The sequence below is a fragment of the Luteolibacter sp. SL250 genome, assembly GCF_026625605.1.
Taxonomy (GTDB): domain Bacteria; phylum Verrucomicrobiota; class Verrucomicrobiia; order Verrucomicrobiales; family Akkermansiaceae; genus Luteolibacter.
The window spans coordinates 989620-1009075 of record NZ_CP113054.1; the positions used below are offsets into that span (position 1 = coordinate 989620).

Sequence of the window (19456 nt, forward strand, 5' to 3'; positions counted from 1 at the left end):
GAGTGTAAAAAAATGAAGAGCACACCCAGATTTGGGTGTAAAAAATGGACTCTATCACAAAAATTCATCAACCCTATAATAGAGAACAAAAGGCGCTTGAGTTAGAGCAAGCGTTCTCTCCTTCGTCCCCAATTTTAGAAAAGCAGTTCTTTGCGGGTAGGATCAGTGAAATCGATGAGGTAGTCGATTCAATCAATGAACGAGGACAGCATGTAATTGTCTATGGGGAAAGGGGGGTCGGTAAAACGTCGTTTTCAAATATTATAGGTAAGGAGCTCATAGGAGTTTTTCCTGTTAAGGTAACTTGCAATCGAAGTGATTCCTTCAAAAATATATGGGGGAAGGCATTTGCGAAAGTAAAGTTTGAGAAGAACTCAGTTGGAGTTGGTTACCTCCCCGTTAATACGGTAGAAGAGCTTCAATTAGACCTTTTTCTGCCTGAAAGTGAAAATGTCTCTCCGTTAGATATTCAACTAATTCTTGAAAAGGTCGAATTTAACTTACTATTTATTTTTGATGAATACGACTCCATTATAGACCCTGATATTCTGCGAAAAATGGCAGATACAATCAAGGCGCTGTCGGATAACGCTCCTAAGATCACCGTGATGATAGTGGGTATAGCGGACAATGTCGCTGGTTTAATTGGAGCTCATCCATCAATCGAGAGATGTATGAGGCAGGTGTTAATGCCTCGTATGTCTGATTCGGAATTAGATTTAATTATTAGCAGGGGCCTTGATTTCCTGGGATTCGGAGTTCAGCCGGAAGTAAGGGCGAGAGTGGTGAAGTTGTCGCAAGGCTTCCCTCATTTTACCCACTTGCTTACTAAGCAAGCAGCAAAAGCTACTATCGAAGATGGTGCTTTTACGATTGGATCCGAGCAATATGCTAGAGCTTTGGTGGCTAGCGTTGCGAGAGTTGATGAGTCAATCCGTTTGGTCTATCAACAAGCAACTTTTTCAACCAAAGATAAATCTAATTTTGAGGCCGTTCTATGGGCTTGTGCAAATTCTGCATCCGATGAGCATGGAACCTTTAGTACGAAGGATGTCGTTTCTTCATTTGAAATTCTCACTAAGAAATCGGCTAAATCTGAATCTCTTTCATATCATGTGGGTAAGTTATGCTTAAAAGAGCGTGGATGCGTCCTTCATAGAGTGGAAGCAGGAAAATATGTGCGTTTCAGATTCGTTAATCCACTCTTTAGGGCTTATGTAAAGATGAAATATGAATCGGTGGTGAATGTGAGAAAATTGAGATTTTGATCTATTGAGGTAATCATATTATTATGTCAGATATTTCATACACTCTTTTTCAGGAATCCAAGCATCCTACTGAATTGGTGTTTGGACTTGTTTACCCATTGGGAATCGAACGTGAAAGCTTGATTCAAGCATTGCGGGAAGAATTGAGTTTATATGGATATGATCTCAAGCATATCAGGATAAGTTCATTTCTTGCGAGTGCGAAATCAAAAGATCCAGATTATAACTTTTCTGGAGATTATTTGAGGAGTCGCAATCTGATGAAGGCCGGGAACGAAACACGCGCCCTTTTCTCTGATGATATTCTGATGAGGTTGGCAACTTGGGAAATAAGGCAGTTGCGGAAGCAGGGGGTTCCTGCAAAACAGCAAGGGAAAGCAACCTCGATCAGAAAGGTCGTTTATCTGATCGATTCAATTAAAAATCGAGCAGAACTTGAGTTTCTCAAGGGAATATATGCAAATGGGTTTTATCTGCTAGCATTAAATTCTCCAAAAGAAAGGCGCCGAGCTTTCTTGCTTACCAAGCGTGGCACTATAAATGAGAAGCAGGCACTCAAGCAAGTGAATGACTTAATGGATCTAGATCAAGATGATATAGATGGGCATGGTCAAGAAGTTGGGAAAGTTTTTCATTTGGCGGATTATTTTTTAGACGGAAACGCAGATGTCTCAGGTATTCAGGTCCGATTGGATCGATTTTTGAGAATGGTATTCAACGATCCGTTTGTAACTCCGACTTTTGAAGAATATGCTATGCACGTTGCATATACCGCTGCGACCAAGACGGCGGACTTGTCAAGGCAGGTGGGGGCGGTTGTGGCCCAAAATCAATCTATACTATCGCTTGGAGCGAATGAGGTTCCTAAATTCGGAGGAGGCACTTATTGGCCATATACAGATGCAAGAGGAGTTGTTTTGGATTCTCCCGGAGGAAGGGATTACAAAAGGCTTTACGAGCCTAATAAGGCTGAAATTCAAGATATAAAACTTCAGTTGTTTGAAGGCCTTACACAGGCGGGATTGATTAAGAAGACTCCATTAGCGTTGGGAGATGACCAGAAAAAGAAATTTAATGCGGTCATCGCGAAAACTCGGATTGATAGTTTGACCGAGTTCGGAAGAATGTTGCACGCGGAGATGGATGCCTTATTAGAATGTGCTAAACGGGGAGTTGCTACCGCGGATACGGAGATGTACGTGACAACTTTCCCATGTCATAATTGTGCAAAGCATATCATAGGTGCAGGTGTTTCGCGTGTGGTGTATATTGAACCTTACCAGAAAAGCAAGGCCCCGGAGTTTCATGACGATTCATGTGAATATTTAGATAGTCCTGGAAGTGGGACGATGTCGGAGCGATTGGTATTTACTCCGTTTGAGGGATTGGGGCCGCGCTATTATATGATGCTATTTTCAATGATGCTAAGTCCGGGTGCTGAGAAAAAAAGAAGAGGTGAAGGAGGTAAGAAGCTCATATTTGATAAGGCTAATGCTGTTCCAAGGCTGAAGATGCTTCCTCAGAATTATCTGCAATTAGAGGAATATGTGCTTCATGAGTTAGAGTCTAGTTTGGAGCCGAAAGCTGGAGGCTCAAGAGGCGCTAGGCGTTCTAAGCCTTATCTGAAGAAGGGGCGTAGGCATGGTGCGCAAAACAAATGAATAACTATTTTTGAAAATTTAATTGACATTGCGATAATAACATATATATTTATTGCCGATGAAACCAGTCCTGCGATCTTCTCTTTCTCCTGCATTTGTTGAAAAATTTGATCAAGCGCCTAAAAGTAAATCATCAACTTACCAAGATACCGTTAGGTATTTTAGTGGTTCCATAGACACAAGAAATTCAAATTCAAAAGATGAAGTGTCACGTCTTGGTGTGGATCGAATCAGATCTCCTAAGAGATAATATAAGTGATAATCTTATTGAAGATGCAAAGGCGGTCATGCGTCTTTGCATTTTTTTTGAGGGTTCATGTCAGGTTGTATATCTGATATGCGAGATCATCCGACGAATTATTTCGGGCATCAGTCTGTGCAGTCATGCTTGGTGTTGCTATAAGTGGTGGTGTCATTCTTGCAGGTTTCCTGCATGCGGGGCCGGTTTATTTCGAGACGAAGCCGACTAGGTGCCAGACAGCAACTTTCTATGAGAACAGCTGGAGAGGGGGTGATAAACACCACACCTATCGGTATCTCTCAAGTCGACCAGCTACCATATCGGTTGGAAACCCGTTTTCCATAGGCGGATTCGGCCGCACATTGCCTGCCAACAAGCATGAGCAGCTCAAGACGAGGGAAATGTGTCCGTGGCGATCAGGTCGGGTCGTCTCTGTGAAGCCATGAAGAGGTGTTAGATGGAACCTGTACGAAGGAGAGTAGGGCCCACGGGAAGTGGGTTGCTGCTATAAGGATTATCCATCGCGACAGCACCAATACCGTGGTTTGTAAAAATCTCGTGGCGTTAACAGGGCGCTATGAAAGCGGCAGCGTTGGATTTTCCCCTTATTCCGTCCGATGGGAATGTCATTCCCTCTCCAGCGTCTCATGGACCGTCTTCACCAACTGCTCATCCAGTTTGAGCGAGCTGGCCAGACGGCGGAGGAAGAGGTGCTCCGAGGGTGAGTCCAGGTCGATGGCGGTGAGGGCGGCGCCGTAGATCTCGCTGGCTTCCTCCGGGCCGTTGGCCAGACCGGCGATGTGCTCGACGGTGGGCGGGGCGTTGAGGGCGCTGGTGAGCCGCGCTTTTTCCGCAGGCTCCACCGGGGCCTGGTCGATGGCACCGGCCAGGGCGGTCATTTCGATGCTGTCGATGGTGCCGTCCGCCGCCGCGGCGGCGATCATCGCGAGGATCATCTTCATCGGCAGCTCGCCGGTGACCTTCACCTGCACGGCGGCCACCTCCAGATTCGCCGGCAGCGGCGGGGGAGGGGTGGCCGGGGCGGGTGCCGGGGTCGCGGGAAGCGCGGCCGCCGTCTGGGAAACCTGCTGGCTCTGCTGCCACTTCTGGTAGGCGTAGTAGCCTATCCCCGCCAGTGCCGCCATGCCGCCCACCTTCACCGCGTTTTTCTGGATCTTGCTCCGCGCCTTGGAATTCATCAGCACGGAAACCAGCGCGCCGGACGCCGCCCCACCGAGGGCACCCTGCGTGCCCGCCCCGCCCAGCAAGCTGCCGAGCAGCGCCTTCGGGTCGCCTTTGACTTTCTGGCTCAGACTGGAAAAGAGGGAATCGAGTGACATGGTTCGGGGTCGTGTTGGGAAATCGCGTCACCCTACCCCGGACCCCGCCCCCGTCAAATGGGGGCGGTTGGAAATCAGGATCTCCTCGCTTCGAAAGCTCCGTCCGGGATGTGGAAAGGATGACCACTGATTACACTGATCACTGATTCACTGATTTGAAGAGAGGGGAAGGTACCCGTTTGAGGTCATCTTTCCCGATTCTGAATCAGTAAATCAGTGTATTCAGCGGTTATCAGACCGCTTTCACCCGGCAGCAACCGGACCCGATTGCGTTTTCTCCCCACCCGCGGCAGATGGACGGCGGGACGGCCGCGCCATCACGGCTGGGTGGATGGAATGCGTCCTTCCGATCCCAATGACACCTGAATCGCCATCCTTCCGGCAAGCGGTGTCGCATGACCTGAGGGAGTATTTTCTCAACCGTAATGGCGCAGCCATTCCGCTACCCACCCCGTGGCGGCAATCGAAGATGGAAGGCAGAACCGCTGATTCAATCCGCCCTCAATCACCCCGAAGGCCGGTGGCAACTACCGCGTGAAGGGAATACTCGAGCCGAAGGGCCAGGAGTCCGTCTGGCTGGTGGACGAAAAGACCGGCAGGATCATCGGCGAAGAGATCATGAAAGGGTGACCACCGTGGCTGCCGCGTCCCGCGGCAGGATGTGGACCGCGCATGCCGGCCGGCGATGTTGGAACCCCGCTTTGAGGCCAGACCGATAATGGATTGCGGAGCATGGCATTTCTGATATCCCGATAGCGATGAAGCTTCCTCTGATCTGCCTCCTGTGCATGGCGGGAATCGTCCTTTCGGCGGAGCCGGTGAAGTTCCCCCTGGAGCTGGGCTCCCTGACGACCGTCGGTGCGGGCAGCCGCACCTTCGATGGCGTGAAGGTGGTCAGCAGCGACGCCATCGGCATCAAGATCATGCACGAAGGCGGGACCTCCCGCATCGCCTATGACAAGCTGCCGCCGGAGCTGAGGCAGCGTTTCGCCGTGGATCCGGAGGCGGCGAAGGAACAACTGCGCAAGGAAGCGGAGCAGAACGCCGCCCACGACCGCGCGGTGGGGGATGGCATGCAGACGCCCGGCGCGGACGGGGGCAAAACACCCTTGCCGGACATGGCGAAGCCCCAGGTGCCGGGGCAAGCGGATGAGAACTCCGACGAAGCCTTTCTCAACCGGATACTGGGTGAGGACAAGCCGGATGCAACAGGCAGGACGAAAGCGGAGAAGATCGTGTTGATGAAGGGTTACGTCGCCCACCTGAAGCAGCAGATCGCGAAACTGGATGAGGATCTCAAGAAGCGGGAGGAGCGCGCTTCCCGCAGCAGCACCAGGAGTTCGAACCGCGGAAGTGGAGTGGGCAAGCTGGGAGAGTTGGGCGCGCATCACGAGAAATACCACGAAGCGCGCAAGCAGATCCATGACAAGCTGAAGGACGCCGAGAAGGATCTCTTCGACCTGGAGTCCGGCAACTGACGGCGGGGGGGCGATGCCTCTGGACAGGACCCAGTGGATAGGTAGCCTCCGCCTCCGATGAAACCTGCCCTGAGATCCACGCTGCTTCTTCTTTCCTTTCTCGTTGCCAGCCTGTTCGCCACCAGTTGCGCCACTTTGCCGAAGAACCAGCTTCCCAAGGTCTCCGGCACCCCCGCCGCCACGGGCAAAAAGGTCTCCCTGACCTATACCATCAAGTCGGGCCACAATCTGACCGGCAGCCGCACGGAAGGCACGGCCCAGCAGAACGGCATCTATGAGAAGGCACTGGTCTCCGCCATGGAGAAGAGCGGACGTTTTTCCTCCGTGAAGTCCGGCAAGGGTGGTGCCGTCCATCTGGATGTGGACATGCTCAACCACGGCAACGGCGGCCTCGCCTTTGTCTCCGGTTTCATCTCCGGCTTCTCCCTCTTCACCATCCCGGGCGGTGGTTCCGACAACTACACCCTCACCGCCAACGCCCGCACCGCCTCCGGCAGATCCCGTGAGTATCGGCTGGACGATGGTGCCACCACCGTCTTCTGGTTGCCGCTGATTTTCGCCGCCCCTTTCGCCAATCCCATGCAGGTCATGCCGGAGGTGCACGAAAACATGTTCGCCAACCTCGTCCCGGCCATGGAACGCGACGGCCTCATCCCCCGGAACTGAAGGAAAGTGCCTCCATTCCTCCGGCAGAGGCATTGACAATCAGCCGTCTCCGGAAGTTAGCTCCGCTCCATGAATCAAATTCATGTTGGAATCGTCGGCTACGGAAACCTGGGCCGGGGCGCGGAGGCGGCCATCTCCATCAGTCCGGATATGGAACTGAAGGCGGTATTCAGCCGCCGTGAACTGGACCACCCCCTCTACGCGCCGATGGACGGCATCCTGGCGTGGAAGGAGAAGCTGGACGTGCTGATCCTCTGCGGCGGGTCCGCCACCGATCTGCCGGTGCAGGGACCGGAACTGGCGGAACATTTCACCATCGTGGACAGCTTCGACACCCATGCCCGCATCCCTGAATACCATGCCACGGTCGATGGTGCGGCGGGCAAGGGCGGGAAGATCGCCGTCATTTCCACCGGTTGGGATCCGGGCCTTTTCTCGATCATGCGCGTGCTGTTCGAGGCCGTGCTGCCGCAGGGGAAGGAATACACCTTCTGGGGCAGGGGCGTGAGCCAGGGCCACTCCGATGCCATCCGCCGTGTTCCCGGCGTGCGGGACGGCCGGCAATACACCATCCCATCGGATGCGGCGCTGGAGCAGGTGCGCGGTGGCGGAAATCCGGATCTGTCCACCCGGGAGAAGCACACCCGCGTCTGCTACGTGGTGCTGGAGGACGGCGCGGATGCGGCGGTGGTGGAAAGCGCCATCGTCAACATGCCGAACTACTTCGCGGACTATGACACCACCGTGAATTTCATCAGCCAGGAGGAACTGGAGCGCGACCACGCGGGCCTCCCGCACGGAGGGTTCGTCCTGCGTTCCGGAGAGACCGCGCATGGCAACAAGCACCTGGTCGAGTTCGGCATCAAGCTGGACAGCAACCCGGAGTTCACCTCCAGCGTGCTCATCGCCTACGCGCGGGCGGCGGTCCGTCTATTCCGGCGTGGGGAAAGCGGTGCCCGCACCGTGTTCGACATCCCGGTGGGCCTGCTTTCGCAGCACTCCGCGGAGGATCTGCGGAAAGCCGCGCTGTGAACGTCCGCTGCGGGTGAGGGGCGGAAACATCCGGGCCCTACTGCGGGGCGGTCAGGGACTTGCCATTGTCCCGCGGGCCGAGGCTTTCGAGGAACGGCACCGCCTTCTCCGCCCATGTGGCAGGGTCCGGGTAATCATGGGAGTCCTCGCCGAAGGTGCTCCTGAGCATGTCCGTATCGATGATGCCCGGGTTCAGCGCGACGGCGGCCATTCCGTTCGGGAGCTCCTGTGCCAGCGCTTGCGTCAGTCCCTCCACGCCCCACTTCGTGCAGCAGTAGGGAGCGACCTCCGGTGAGGTGGATCGACCCCAGCCGGAGGAAAAATTCACCACCACCCCGCTGCCCCGGCCGGTCATCGCGGGGAGGAAGGCCCACAGCACATGGTGGACGCCTTTCAGGTTCACATCGATGACGCGGGAAAACTCCTCCGGCGGAACTTCCCACAGCGGGGCGTTGCCGTTGATGACGGCGGCGTTGTTCAGCAGCAGGTCAGGGGCACCGGGTCCGTCCATCACATCCTGCGCGAAGGCGGCGACTTCCGCGGAGGATGTCACATCGCACGGACGGATGAAATGCCCGTCCCCCAGCTCCGCCGCCAGCCGGTCGGCCGCCTCCGCCTTTGTTCCGCATCCGGAGACCTTCCAGCCACGGGCGGCGAATGAACGGGCCATCTCCAGGCCCAGGCCGCGCGTGCAGCCGGTGATGAGGACGTGCTTCATGGCATCCGTACTATACTCTCCGCCGGAGGAATGCACCCGCATTTCCTGATGCCGTTATCGCTTGATCCGGCGGCTCCCGCGTGGTCCATCTCCTTGGCCTTTCCTCATGCCGACCGAAGATATCACCGCTCCCATCCACGCTGCCACGGAGACCGCCAGGAACCATGGCATCATCGCGGATCGGTGTGAAATCCTCCAGCGGGCGAACACCCTGGTGCTGCGGCTGACGGAAACCTTGGTCGCACGCGTTGTGCTGGATCCGGATGGTCCCCGCCAAGGTCTGGAGTGGTTTGAGCGGGAAAACGCGGTGGCCCGCCACCTCGCGGAGCTGGAGGCACCGGTCATCCCCATGCATCCGGACATCCCTCCGGGGCCGCATGAACACTCCGGCTACCCGATGAATTTCTGGCAATACGTCACCCGGTCCGGGATGGAACCGGAGCCTGGGGAGATCGGCCGGACCTTGTTCCGCTGCCACGAGCTGCTGCGCTCGTTCCGGGGTGATCTTCCGGAACTTGCCATCCCGGTGGAGAGCCTGAAACTTCTGGATTCCCTGGAAGAACAGGCCGCGTTCCCTGCCTCCGTCATCCGGTTGCTGCGCGGTCGTCTGGTGTCCTCGCTGGCGGCCTTGCGGGCGTATCCCATGCAGCCACTGCACGGCGACGCCCATATGGGCAACCTCATGAATACCACCGGCGGGCTTCTGTGGACGGATTGGGAGGATACCTTTTCCGGTCCCGTGGAGTGGGATCTCGCCTCCATCATCTGGAACGCCCGGCTGCTTGATGGAGAGCACGCGACGGCGGACGGCATCCTTTCCGCCTATGAAGCGGAAGGCGGCGCCATCCATGCGGAGGCGCTGCACCATGGCTTGGTCGCCCGGGCGGCGGTGATGAGCGCCTGGTATCCCATCCTTTATCCGGAGCCCTCGGCGGACCGGCAGGACAAGCTCCGGCGGCGGCTGGAGTGGCTGGAGACTTGCTGAAAGTTAGTTTGTTGTGGGGAGGGTGGGAATGTGTGACAAATCCGTTTCGCTTGCACATTTGTGGGGGTTTACCACAGTTCTCGCCGCCCATGATCTCATCTGCATCTCCTGCCCCAGGTTGGCAGCGGTTCATTTCCCAACTCTCCATGGTGGTCCGCCTGGTGTTGTGGATCCTCGTCTGTCTCTGCATTTCCCGGGGACTGCTGGTCTGGCTGAACCGCCACGCGATGGATGGTGCGACCACCGGTTGGGAATACGCCGAGGCCATGCTGGTGGGGCTGCGGTTCGACGGACGGATCGCCGCATTCCTGCTGGCCCCCTCCGTCATCCTCAGCGCGCTGTGCCTGAAGTTCGATCTCACGAAGGCGACCCGGCGCACCACCCTGGCCGCAGGTTTCTTGTTCACCATCCTCTGGTTGCTTCTGGGCACCATCACCCTCGGGTACTTCCGGGAGTATCACAACCAGTTCGACCCCCACGTGCTGGGCGTGGTCTATGATGACTTCGGTGCGGTGGTGCAGACCATCTGGAAGACGTATCCGATCGTCAGGGGCCTCCTTGTGCTGCTGGCGCTCATGGCCGGCCTCTGTTGGCTGATGCGCCGATGGGTGCTGTTGGATTTCCCGCACCGCCTGCCATCCGCACCCCGCACGCTGCCGGGCAGGATCGTGTGGACGTTGGCGGTCCTCTTCATCCTTGTCGTCGGTCTCCGGGGTGCGGTGAAGGGCCGCCCGGTCCAGGAGAAAGACGCGGGATGCACCCGTGACCAGGTTCTCAACCGCTGCGTGGTGAATCCTTTCTTCGCCCTGCACTATGCCATTGGCGCGCACCGCCGGTTGATGGACCAGGGTGGGTTGGACCAGTATCTGGATGAAAAGGAAATCAAGGCCGCCTTCCGCGAGTTCGCCGGGACGGATGACCTGAAAACGGTGGACGACGCCTTTCTCCGGAAAGCCGCGGGACCAACCGGGCCTGTACCGCGGCACATCTTCGTCGTACTGCTGGAAAGCTACGACGGCTGGACGATGATGCCGGAGCATGCCGCGTGGGACATTGCGCCGAACATGCTGCGTCTCGGAAAAGAGGGTGCGCGGGTCACCCGTTTCGTCGCCGCGTCCCGCAGCACGATGACTTCACTTTCGTCCGTCATCTCCGGCCTGGCGGATGCCGGGGTGATCACCAACGAGCGGTCCCGTCCCGGGCAGCCTCCGTTTGCCACCTCGATCGCCCCGCAGATGAACGGCCTCGGTTTTGAGACGCACTTCTTCTACTCCGGACTGGGGACCTGGCAGAGGGTGGAGGACTTCGCGAAGGAGCAGGGCTTCAAGCACACCCACATGGGGCCGGACATGCCCAAAAGCCCCGGCTCGAACGAATGGGGCGTCACCGACCGCGACCTCTACCAATACATCGAGAGCACCATCCGCCCGGACGTTCCCAGCTTCAGCGTGATCATGACCGCCTCCAACCACCGACCGTTCAGCATCGATCTGGCGAAGGAAGGCTGCGAGGTGAAGGTGCCGGCGACCGGCTACCCGAACTTCGCGGAGGGAAATGCCACGCTGGGGATGCTGGGTCACCACAAGTATTCCGACAAATGCGTGGGCGAGTTCGTGGAGCGGATGGATGCGAAGGCCCCCGGCTGTTTCTTCGCCCTGACGGCGGACCATTGGGGCCGCGCGTTCCCGGGTCCTCGCCCCACCATGATGGAGCAGGCTCTGGTTCCGTTGGTCCTGTGGCAGAAAGGGCGGACTTTCCCCGACCTCTCGGGTGTCGGAGGGAGCCACTATGACCTGGGGGCCACCGTCATCGAGATGGTCGCTCCGCAGGGTGCATCCTACCATGCCATCGGAAGGAATCTCCTTGGCGCGAATCCTCCGGTCCACGCCCAGTCCAGGCTATGGGACATCGGTCCGGATTCGATCGTCGCGATGGGAGGCGAGGGACGGATGGAGACACTCGATGGCAAGGCACTGGCCCAGCCTCCGGCCGATCTGCCGCAACAGCTCCGCAATTACAACCTGGTCCACGGCCTGTCCTGGTGGCGGCTGATCGAAGGAAACGAACTTCCCAGATAAGCGCCGTTTCAGCGGACAGGATTCGCCGGAGCGAGGTGTCCAAGCATGAAGCGAACGACCGGGGCGGGGTCATCCAGTCCATGCGGATGGTGGCCCGCGGCGTGGTGCAGGACCGCGATGTCACCGCCCAGCTTCCGGTAGCGCTCTGCCAGGATGGCGGTGTTTTCCGCCACCGGCACCACATCATCCGCATCCCCCACCACGTGGAGGAGCGGGATCTTCGCCGCAGCCAGCCGGGAGAGGGGTTCTTCATCCAGGGCATTTCCGCGGAATGCCCTGGCTTCCTCATCGCTTTTCCAGCCGTAGAGGTTTTTCGCGTGCTGCCAGTCCTTCGGACTTCCCTTGCCCTTGCCAAATCCGCCCGGCCAGCTTTTCAGGTCACAGACCGGAGCATCCCCGTAGATGAAGACGACCTTGTCCGGGTTCCGCTGCGCCCACCGGTAGGCCATGAAGCCGCCGCGGGAGATGCCGATGAGGCCCACCTTCGCCGCAAAGCCCTTTGAGACCATCACCTTGTGGAACTCATCCATCAACCTGAGCTGCTCCTCGCAGCCCAAGCGGTTGAAGTCACTGATATGCGCGTGATGGATGCCCTTTTCAAGGAGCTGCGGAACACCGGTCCGGTCCGTGAAGGCGTCCGGAAACTCCGTGCACCAGGTCCACGGTTTGCCAGGCAGGGGATTGGACGGTTCTACGACCCAGGCCTGGTGTCCGGACACCTCGAACCGGTGCCGGGTGTGGCCGCGCCATTGGTCCGTGGTCCCGGGAGCGGATACGGTGGATCCTGCCTGTGATTCCTTTGCGCTTCCGGTGATTGGAACAAGGCATGCCGCGACGGCGAAGAGGAAGGGAGTGATGGATCGTGGACGGCTCATGGAGTGGGAATCATCCTCATACGGAAGGAGAACCGGATTGTTTGCGGCGGGTGCCGGGCTGGGATGGAAGCTCGACATTTCGTTGGGTTCGGTGGAAATTCAGGGCATATGAAGTGGTCCATCCCATCCGCCTCCGTCTTGGTTCTCGCGGTGATGGCGCTGCCTTCCTGTGAAAAAGTGAAGGAGGTCGTGGAAAAGGTCGCGCCCCGGAAACAGTCGGAAGCGGTAGCCACTCCTCCCCAATCCACGGCGAGCCAGCCGCACCGCATGCTTGGGAAATTACAGGAGAAAATGGAAACCTCGCGCGGTGCCGCCGCCGCAGGACCCACAGTGAGGAAGGTGGGTGGGGATGACTATGAATCATTCATCGCCACCCCGGGTAGGCTGGTGGTGGTGGACTACCACGCCGGATGGTGTGGTCCCTGCAAGACCCTCTCCCCCATTCTGGAGGACCTGGCGGAGGAGTCCGGTGGGAAGGTGATCATCGGCAAGGTCGATGTGGACGCGCATCCCGCCCTCGCGGAAAAGGCGGGGGTGCGCAGCATTCCCGACGTGCGGGTGTTCCGTGACGGCAGGCAGGTGGATCGCTTCATCGGCTTGCTGAAGAAGGGTGAAATCCAGAAAATGTTTGCGAAGCATTCCGGAGGTCTGGGGGTGAAGGCCACGACAGTGGCGGATGGTGGAACTCCACCGGCCCCTTCCACCGCGCCGCCATCCGCGGAGGGAGCGTCCGCCACCTTCCAGCGGATGGACAAGAACTGGATGCCTCCGGGAATCCAGAAACGCTGAAAGCGGGCAAGACGGGACATTCCGCGCACGTTTCATCCGGAATGAAAGCCCACCTCATTTTCCTGGCCATCCTGTGCGGGGCATCCCCCGCTTCCGCTCTGCCGGTAGTGGACCTCTCAGGAGATTTGGAGCGGCAGGTGGTGGTGGAGGCAGGCACCCCGGAGATCTACCAAGGCCACCCGACCACCGCGCTGCTGCCGGACGGCCGCACCCTCTTCGCGGTATGGACCCTGGGCCATGGTGGTCCCTGTGGTCCTATGAAAAGGAGCGATGACGGCGGGAAGACCTGGGGCCCCCTGCTTCCGGTGCCGGAGGACTGGAAGACGGTCCGCAACTGCCCTGCCATCTACCAGCTCGCGAATCCGCAGGGAAAGACACGGCTCATCATTTTCGCGGGCCAGGGACCGGGCGGTTCCCGGCAACCTGACAACGGGACGATGCACCAGTCGGTCTCGGAGGATGGCGGGAAGACATGGTCCGCCATGAAGCCGAACGGTCTGGAGTGCGTGATGCCCTTCTGCACCATCGCGCCGGTCGAAGGAGGGAAGAAGCTCATCGGCCTGACGAACATCCGCCGCCCCGGTGACACGGAGGATCGCTTTTCCAACATCCTCACCCAGAGTGAATCCACCGATGGCGGACTCACCTGGTCTCCCTGGCGCATCATTCTGGATCTCCAGCCGCTGCGGGTCTGCGAGCCGGAGGTGATCCGCTCCCCGGACGGCCGCCAGTTGCTCTGCCTCTACCGGGAGAACCGCAGGCGGGAGGCTGGATTCATGACCAGCGACGACGAGGGGAAGACATGGTCGTCCCCCCGGCGGTTGCCGCAGACCTTGGCGGGCGACCGGCACAAGGCACGGTATGCTCCGGACGGCAGGCTGGTCATCTGCTTCCGGGACAAATCGCGCGCATTCGGGACGATGAATCATTTCGTCGCCTGGGTGGGCCGGTTCGAGGAAATCCCCCACGAGGAGAAGGGCATCCGCGTGAAGCTGCTCCACAGCCATGCCGGTGGGGACTGCGGCTATCCCGGCGTGGAACTCCTCCCGGATGGCACATTTGTAGTGACCACCTACATCAAATATCGTCCGGGGCCGGAAAAGCACTCGATCATCAGCACCCGTTTCCGGTTGGATGATCTGGAGAAACGATAGATCGCATCTTTCACCATGAGTCCCGCCACAGCCACGCCCGTCATCGACTGCCACGTCCACCTGGTCGGAAACGGCAGGAAAGGCAGCGGGTGCTGGATCCGGATGAGCGGGTGGCACCGCTGGTTGGGCGGGTTCATGGCGAAGATGATCGGCATGCCGGTGAGCTTCGAGCATGAGGAATTCGATGCCGCGTACGTTTCCCGGCTCGCGGATTTCGTGAAGGAATCCTCCGCCGACCAGATCCTGCTTCTCGCTCAGGAAGAGGTCTATCACGAGGATGGGACGAAGCGGGACTTCGGCTCCTTCCACGTGCCGAACGACTACCTGTTCGAGGTTTGCTCCGGAAATCCGGCGTTCCTCCCCGCGGTGTCCATCCATCCCGCGCGGAAGGACGCGCTGGAGGAACTGGACCGCTGTTTGGCACAGGGCGCCCGCGCGCTGAAGCTGCTGCCGAACTGCCTGGACGTGGACTGCTCCCGGCCCGCCTATGATGCGTTCTGGGAGAAGATGGCGGAAGCGGGCCTGCCGATGCTCGCCCACACCGGTGGGGAGATGACCGTGCCCGTGGCGAACAAGCTTTATCAGGATCCACGCTACCTGGAGCGTCCGCTGGAGATCGGCGTGAAGATCATCGCCGCCCATGCCGCCAGCAACAGCAGCCTTTGGGATGAAGACTACTTCGACGTGCTGGTGGAAATGATGCGCCGCCACCCGAACCTGTATGGTGACAGCAGCGCGCTGAACACCCCGGTGAGGAGTTCCGCGTTCGCGAAGATCCTCCACTGCGACCTGGCGGACCGTTTCGTCCACGGCAGTGATTTCCCTGTTCCCGTCGGCACCTGGTATGCCCGGATGCGCGGTTTGGTCGATGGCCCCGCCAGGGCTGAGGCAGCCAGCATCCCGAACCTGATCGAGAGGGATCTGCGTCTGAAGAAGTCGATGGGCTTTCCCGAAGGGCACTTCACCCGTGTCGGGGAGATTCTCAGGAAGGTCGGATGATGGACTTATTTGGACTCGCCGGCGGGAGGTGAGTCCTTGAGCAGTCCGGCTTTCATGAGCTTGTCCGCGGTCGCCGCGAAGTTGCGGTTCCGCTCCCCGACGGAGGGGCCACCGCCTTCACCCATCATGTCCTTCATCTCCTTGTCGAAATACTCATCTTCGTGGGCAACCTGCTTGCTGGGGTCGATGCCCATCATGGATGTCGCCTCGTCGATCTGTCCTTTCCGGCGGCCGATCTTGGCGAGCGCCTCGTTGTATTTTGCCTTCATGGACTGGACGTCAGTGACACTTTTCAGGTCCGCGAGAACTGCCTTGAATGCCGTCACGCGGTCCGGATTTGAGATGAACCACCCCGCACCTCCGGCGGTGGAGCCGAAAAGCAAGGCCATGGTGACCAGGAACGAGATGCGGCCGTTGCGGCGGCGGCGGGCGATCTTCTGGTCGATGATCCGTGAAAATTCCTCGCTGCTGGAATCGAACGATCCCTTCGGTGCTTCCTCGGCCGGTTGAGGCCGGACAAATTGGAAGGCGGAGACGGGCTGCTGCGGGGGAACGGCTTCGCTCGCGGTCTGGCGATGCGAGGCTTCCTGAGGGCGGGTGAACTGCCATGTCTGCGGTGCCTGTGCCCCCGCCTGCTGTTGACCCGGTGCGTGCGGTTGGCTGAATCCCTGACGATCGTTCATGGATCAGATCAGTATATTTATATGATCCGACTGTAAATATAGCTTAAGCACGCAATCACGTATAAGCACTGTTAGAATTGCGGAGTTTTATGTATCTTGTCGAAGTTATGCGGGGTTTCTTGGTAGATCGTCCACTCTGCGGCGAGCTTGCATGATCGGGCTGGAATCCAGTTCCAGACCTTCCGCCTGCCTTGCGAGAAAGCGCAGCACCCTCGTGGCGGCGGCGGACGGAGACCTTCCGCAGAGGCCGAGTTTCATCCGGATGTCCGGAGGTAGCAGACCCACGGATGCTGAGATGAAGATCCTGTTGAAGCGGCGCAATGGCCGCGGGAGCAATGGGAGCGATTCCATGATGCCGATGAATTCGGAAAGGATCCCCGATGGCTCGAGGCGATGCAGCATTCCGCTGAAAAGCTCCCTGAGTTCATCTTCTGAAACGGGAGCGGTCTCCGCTCCATAGAGCCGTGAGATGGGCGCGCCTTCCGCATAATATCTGTCGCGCCCGGCCTGATCCAGTGGCGTCACGTAGTGATGATAGGCCTCCAGGAATCCGAAGGCGGCGGTGGCGTGGACCCAGCGCAGCAGCTCGGGATCGTTGGCCTCATAGGGGACACCTTCGGGAGTGGTGCCGCGCACCTGCTCATGCATGCGGCGGACTCCGGAGATCATCCGCGTGGCCTGGCTGCGGGCTCCATAGACGGTGACCATCGCGGCCAAGCCGGTCCGGCGCATGCGTTTCAGGGGATCCGTCCGGAAGGTGGTGTGGTCCCATACTCCGGACCGGACTTTCGGCTCGGCGAGTTCCAGCAGCACCGCCGTGATGCCGCCGATGACCAGTGTCACGGGGTTTGCGAAAACCCGCCATGAAATTGAATCCGCCGCCACCAGTGCAGGTTCCCCGGCAGGTTGGGTGAAATCCATCATGCGTCCGCTGCCATCGTCCAACTGGCTGCGCAGCAGGTTTTCCAGCCGGGGTTTGAGAAACGTGGGAACGGATGGCATGGAGACTTGCGGAGCTTACCGCAGTTTTCCCCGGGCGGGAGGGATTTCGTCGGCGGGCCGGGAAATTTGACCTCATCCTCATCGCGGTCTACCCATGCTGCATGAGCCAGATCACGGACAACACGGAGAAGCGGCGTTTCGAATTGGTTGAGGACGGAAAGCTCGCGTTTGCGGATTACCATCAGGCCGCCGGTGTGCTGGTGCTGCCTCATGTGGAGGCGGACCCCGCGTTGCGGGGGAAGGGAGCGGCAGGCCGGCTGATGGATGGAGTGCTGGACATCGCACGCGACCGCGGACTGAAAGTGCGTCCTGTCTGTAGTTACGCGGTGGCGTTCATCCAGCGCCATCCGGAGTATCATGACTTGCTGGCCTGACCGTCCGGGCGCCCCGCCGGTTGCGCCACCTGGATGAGATCCACCTCCGCCTCGTGCAGGGACTGGCTCAGATTCGTTTTGATCTGCCACGTTCCGGATCGTTCCAGTTGCAGCAGCCGATCGTGATACTCGATCAACGTGCTGCGGTGTCCGACACTGATCGAGCCGATCCCGGATTCCCTCAGCATCCGATACAGGTGGGCTTGGTTTTCCTCATCGAGAGCGCTGGTCGCTTCATCAAGGAAAGCGAATTTCGGCTGCCGCAGGAACAGCCGTGCGAATGCCACGCGTTGCTGTTCACCGAGCGAGAGCACATTCCCCCAGTCCACCACCCTGTCGAGATCCCCGTCCACGCGTTCGAGCACATCCGTCAGGTTCACCTTTTCCACCACCTCCAGAATCTGTTCATCAGTGGCACCGCTGTCGGGGTAGGGATACAGGAGCTGGTTGCGGAGGCTGCCCTCGACCATGTACGGGCGCTGGGGCAGGAACATGAGGTCCACCAGCATCGGGCGTTCGAGCAATCCCGAGCCACTCATCCACAGGCCGGCGATCGTCCGGAGCACGGAGCTTTTGCCCGTACCGCTGGGTCCCATGATCAGCAGGCTTTGTTTCGACCCCAGCTCGAAGGAAAGTTTGGAAACCAGCGTCTTGGCATCGTTCGGAGTTTGGATCGTGAGCTCGTCGAGCTTCACCGTGGACCCGCCTTCATCCACCCCCATCGACTTGATGCGTTCCGCCCGTTGCTCCTCGGCGTCGTGTTCGTCGAGGCTGTTCCAGAGGTTCCCCAGGCGCTGGACCCCGGCGAGATAGGAACTGAGGCCGCTGAACTGGGTGATGATCATGGAGGCCGCCGCCAGAACCTGACCGAAAGCCGCCGCTGCCTGGGTGACCTCACCGAACTGAACCTCCCCGCGCATGAACATGGGGGCCGCGATCATGAGCGGAACCACCAGTGCGAAGTAGTTGTAGCTGTTGGTGAAGAAGGCCAGGTTGCGGTTCAGGCCGATGATCGCGGCGGTGTTCCGCACCACGGCCGCGAAGCGGTGCTGGTGCACCGCTTCGCGGCGGTGTTCCGCACCACGGCCGCGAAGCGGTGCACCAGATCGAGGTGTTCGCGTTTCTCACCCGCATAGAACGCGATCGATTCCGCATTGTCCCGGACCCGGACCAGTCCGTAGCGGAAGTTCGCTTCCTTTTCATATTGGAGATAGTGGCGGTTCACCAGCTTGCGGCCGATGAGGATGCTGAGGACGGTTCCAAGGGTGGCATAGATCACCAGGGTGCCGACGAGCATTCCGGAAATGGTCCACAGCACCCCGGTGAAGGCGATCAGGGTGACGGCGGAATTGAGTGCGATGAGGAAGAACGCCAGCGAATTGGTGGTGAAGTTTTTCACATCTTCCGTGATCCGCTGGTCGGGGTTGTCGATCTTCTCGGAACTCCGCAGGAGGTAGTAAGCGCGGTTGTTGAAATAGCGCTTCAGCAGATGTTGGGTCATCCACTCCCGCCACAGCAGCGCGAGGCGCTCCTCCACCCAGCGGTAGAAGACCCCGATGGGCACCGCCAGGGCGAAGCTGCCGAGGTACCAACCGAGCGAATGCCAATAGCTCCGGAGATCCCTCTCCGCGATGGCGGTCATGAAATCGCGGGCGGCATAGCTCATCAACACCTGCACCCCACCCACGGCGAGGGATAGGAGGATCAGGATGATGAACAGGATGCGTGCCTTGCGCCGCCGTTCGGAAGAATAGAAGGCCCGCGTGACCAGTGCGAACTGGCTCAGGGTTTTCCGGAAATTCTGGCGCTCCGCCGCTGGATCAGCGGTTGAAGGATCATCGGACTCGGATGGTGACGTTCTGGTTCCCATCGAATTCCGGAAGACTAATCCGGACGTGGGATTTCTTCAACGGGTTACGGATAGGATTTACCGGTCCCGTTGCGGAGATTTCTTCCGCCTTGGCATTTTGGAGGCGGAATGATTCGGGCAAAATAGGGGGGAAGCGTGCGCGATGCCTTGCGGGGTTGGGGTGAGTCCTTTTGCGATATTGGCGGACGTCATTTGTTTCCAGAAGGTTGTGGGCTTGGCCGGGCAGGGAAAGAACAGGTATGT

General features: G+C 58.8%; 18 protein-coding genes. 11 read left to right on the plus strand and 7 right to left on the minus strand.

Annotated features, from left to right (window positions below; all coding sequences use genetic code 11):
- Nucleotides 1–44: 44 nt before the first annotated feature.
- The gene (locus OVA24_RS04410) at nucleotides 45–1268 is read left to right on the plus strand and encodes an ATP-binding protein (protein WP_267673892.1); all 1224 of its coding nucleotides are present in this window, start codon (nucleotides 45–47) and stop codon (nucleotides 1266–1268) included.
- Nucleotides 1269–1291: 23 nt separating this feature from the next.
- A complete protein-coding gene (locus OVA24_RS04415; protein ID WP_267673894.1) occupies nucleotides 1292–2929 on the plus strand; it encodes an anti-phage dCTP deaminase in 1638 nt (545 codons plus the stop codon).
- Nucleotides 2930–3796: 867 nt separating this feature from the next.
- On the opposite strand, the gene OVA24_RS04420 is transcribed toward OVA24_RS04415, so the two are convergent.
- A complete protein-coding gene (locus OVA24_RS04420; protein ID WP_267673896.1) occupies nucleotides 3797–4510 on the minus strand; it encodes a tellurite resistance TerB family protein in 714 nt (237 codons plus the stop codon).
- Nucleotides 4511–5268: 758 nt separating this feature from the next.
- Here OVA24_RS04420 and OVA24_RS04425 point away from each other — a divergent pair.
- The 3 genes from OVA24_RS04425 (at nucleotide 5269) to OVA24_RS04435 (ending at nucleotide 7686) form a co-directional block, all read left to right on the plus strand.
- Entirely contained in the window at nucleotides 5269–5988 is a 720-nt protein-coding gene (locus tag OVA24_RS04425; RefSeq protein WP_267673898.1) for a hypothetical protein, read from the plus strand.
- Nucleotides 5989–6045: 57 nt separating this feature from the next.
- Entirely contained in the window at nucleotides 6046–6654 is a 609-nt protein-coding gene (locus OVA24_RS04430) for a hypothetical protein (RefSeq protein WP_267673900.1), read from the plus strand.
- A gap of 69 nt (nucleotides 6655–6723) precedes the next feature.
- A complete protein-coding gene (locus OVA24_RS04435; RefSeq protein ID WP_267673901.1) occupies nucleotides 6724–7686 on the plus strand; it encodes a diaminopimelate dehydrogenase in 963 nt (320 codons plus the stop codon).
- Nucleotides 7687–7723: 37 nt separating this feature from the next.
- Here OVA24_RS04435 and OVA24_RS04440 read toward each other — a convergent pair whose 3' ends face one another.
- Nucleotides 7724–8404, minus strand: a complete 681-nt coding sequence (locus OVA24_RS04440; RefSeq protein ID WP_267673902.1) for an SDR family oxidoreductase — start codon at nucleotides 8402–8404, stop codon at nucleotides 7724–7726.
- Nucleotides 8405–8510: 106 nt separating this feature from the next.
- On the opposite strand from OVA24_RS04440, the gene OVA24_RS04445 reads away from it, so the two are divergent.
- Both OVA24_RS04445 and OVA24_RS04450 read left to right on the plus strand, forming a co-directional pair.
- On the plus strand, nucleotides 8511–9389 hold the full coding sequence (locus tag OVA24_RS04445) for a phosphotransferase (RefSeq protein WP_267673904.1): 879 nt from the start codon (nucleotides 8511–8513) through the stop codon (nucleotides 9387–9389).
- A gap of 89 nt (nucleotides 9390–9478) precedes the next feature.
- Nucleotides 9479–11467, plus strand: coding sequence for an LTA synthase family protein (locus OVA24_RS04450; RefSeq protein WP_267673905.1), 1989 nt, complete (start codon nucleotides 9479–9481; stop codon nucleotides 11465–11467).
- An 8-nt stretch (nucleotides 11468–11475) separates the two neighbouring features.
- Here OVA24_RS04450 and OVA24_RS04455 read toward each other — a convergent pair whose 3' ends face one another.
- The gene (locus OVA24_RS04455) at nucleotides 11476–12342 is read right to left on the minus strand and encodes an alpha/beta hydrolase family protein (RefSeq protein ID WP_267673907.1); all 867 of its coding nucleotides are present in this window, start codon (nucleotides 12340–12342) and stop codon (nucleotides 11476–11478) included.
- Between the two features lie 108 nt (nucleotides 12343–12450).
- Here OVA24_RS04455 and trxA point away from each other — a divergent pair, with 108 nt between their 5' ends.
- The 3 genes from trxA to OVA24_RS04470 are packed head-to-tail and all read left to right on the plus strand — an operon-like array spanning nucleotide 12451 to nucleotide 15284.
- On the plus strand, nucleotides 12451–13131 hold the full coding sequence (trxA, locus tag OVA24_RS04460; RefSeq protein ID WP_267673909.1) for a thioredoxin: 681 nt from the start codon (nucleotides 12451–12453) through the stop codon (nucleotides 13129–13131).
- Nucleotides 13132–13172: 41 nt separating this feature from the next.
- The gene (locus OVA24_RS04465) at nucleotides 13173–14285 is read left to right on the plus strand and encodes a sialidase family protein (RefSeq protein WP_267673911.1); all 1113 of its coding nucleotides are present in this window, start codon (nucleotides 13173–13175) and stop codon (nucleotides 14283–14285) included.
- 15 nt (nucleotides 14286–14300) lie between these two features.
- On the plus strand, nucleotides 14301–15284 hold the full coding sequence (locus OVA24_RS04470) for an amidohydrolase family protein (RefSeq protein WP_267673913.1): 984 nt from the start codon (nucleotides 14301–14303) through the stop codon (nucleotides 15282–15284).
- Between the two features lie 5 nt (nucleotides 15285–15289).
- On the opposite strand, the gene OVA24_RS04475 is transcribed toward OVA24_RS04470, so the two are convergent.
- Both OVA24_RS04475 and OVA24_RS04480 read right to left on the minus strand, forming a co-directional pair.
- Entirely contained in the window at nucleotides 15290–15967 is a 678-nt protein-coding gene (locus tag OVA24_RS04475; RefSeq protein ID WP_267673915.1) for a hypothetical protein, read from the minus strand.
- Between the two features lie 105 nt (nucleotides 15968–16072).
- Complete coding sequence (locus OVA24_RS04480) at nucleotides 16073–16969, minus strand: oxygenase MpaB family protein (protein ID WP_267673917.1); 897 nt, start codon at nucleotides 16967–16969, stop codon at nucleotides 16073–16075.
- 101 nt (nucleotides 16970–17070) lie between these two features.
- Here OVA24_RS04480 and OVA24_RS04485 point away from each other — a divergent pair, with 101 nt between their 5' ends.
- On the plus strand, nucleotides 17071–17343 hold the full coding sequence (locus tag OVA24_RS04485; protein WP_267673920.1) for a GNAT family N-acetyltransferase: 273 nt from the start codon (nucleotides 17071–17073) through the stop codon (nucleotides 17341–17343).
- On the opposite strand, the gene OVA24_RS04490 is transcribed toward OVA24_RS04485, so the two are convergent.
- Nucleotides 17325–18401: an ABC transporter ATP-binding protein/permease gene (locus OVA24_RS04490; RefSeq protein ID WP_267673922.1), complete on the minus strand. Its 1077-nt coding sequence runs from the start codon at nucleotides 18399–18401 to the stop codon at nucleotides 17325–17327. The two genes, OVA24_RS04485 and OVA24_RS04490, sit on opposite strands and share 19 nt — an antisense overlap.
- Complete coding sequence (locus OVA24_RS04495; protein WP_267673924.1) at nucleotides 18344–19213, minus strand: SbmA/BacA-like family transporter; 870 nt, start codon at nucleotides 19211–19213, stop codon at nucleotides 18344–18346. Before OVA24_RS04495 ends, OVA24_RS04490 begins: the two co-directional genes overlap by 58 nt.
- Between the last annotated feature and the right edge of the window lie 243 nt (nucleotides 19214–19456).

Bases quoted from the DNA above. Each gene is read 5' to 3' on its own strand.
- OVA24_RS04410 (WP_267673892.1), top strand. From the start codon at position 45: ATGGACTCTATCACAAAAATTCATCAACCCTATAATAGAGAACAAAAG.
- OVA24_RS04415 (WP_267673894.1), top strand. From the start codon at position 1,292: ATGTCAGATATTTCATACACTCTTTTTCAGGAATCCAAGCATCCTACT.
- OVA24_RS04420 (WP_267673896.1), bottom strand. From the start codon at position 4,510: ATGTCACTCGATTCCCTCTTTTCCAGTCTGAGCCAGAAAGTCAAAGGC.
- OVA24_RS04425 (WP_267673898.1), top strand. From the start codon at position 5,269: ATGAAGCTTCCTCTGATCTGCCTCCTGTGCATGGCGGGAATCGTCCTT.
- OVA24_RS04430 (WP_267673900.1), top strand. From the start codon at position 6,046: ATGAAACCTGCCCTGAGATCCACGCTGCTTCTTCTTTCCTTTCTCGTT.
- OVA24_RS04435 (WP_267673901.1), top strand. From the start codon at position 6,724: ATGAATCAAATTCATGTTGGAATCGTCGGCTACGGAAACCTGGGCCGG.
- OVA24_RS04440 (WP_267673902.1), bottom strand. From the start codon at position 8,404: ATGAAGCACGTCCTCATCACCGGCTGCACGCGCGGCCTGGGCCTGGAG.
- OVA24_RS04445 (WP_267673904.1), top strand. From the start codon at position 8,511: ATGCCGACCGAAGATATCACCGCTCCCATCCACGCTGCCACGGAGACC.
- OVA24_RS04450 (WP_267673905.1), top strand. From the start codon at position 9,479: ATGATCTCATCTGCATCTCCTGCCCCAGGTTGGCAGCGGTTCATTTCC.
- OVA24_RS04455 (WP_267673907.1), bottom strand. From the start codon at position 12,342: ATGAGCCGTCCACGATCCATCACTCCCTTCCTCTTCGCCGTCGCGGCA.
- trxA (WP_267673909.1), top strand. From the start codon at position 12,451: ATGAAGTGGTCCATCCCATCCGCCTCCGTCTTGGTTCTCGCGGTGATG.
- OVA24_RS04465 (WP_267673911.1), top strand. From the start codon at position 13,173: ATGAAAGCCCACCTCATTTTCCTGGCCATCCTGTGCGGGGCATCCCCC.
- OVA24_RS04470 (WP_267673913.1), top strand. From the start codon at position 14,301: ATGAGTCCCGCCACAGCCACGCCCGTCATCGACTGCCACGTCCACCTG.
- OVA24_RS04475 (WP_267673915.1), bottom strand. From the start codon at position 15,967: ATGAACGATCGTCAGGGATTCAGCCAACCGCACGCACCGGGTCAACAG.
- OVA24_RS04480 (WP_267673917.1), bottom strand. From the start codon at position 16,969: ATGCCATCCGTTCCCACGTTTCTCAAACCCCGGCTGGAAAACCTGCTG.
- OVA24_RS04485 (WP_267673920.1), top strand. From the start codon at position 17,071: ATGAGCCAGATCACGGACAACACGGAGAAGCGGCGTTTCGAATTGGTT.
- OVA24_RS04495 (WP_267673924.1), bottom strand. From the start codon at position 19,213: ATGGGAACCAGAACGTCACCATCCGAGTCCGATGATCCTTCAACCGCT.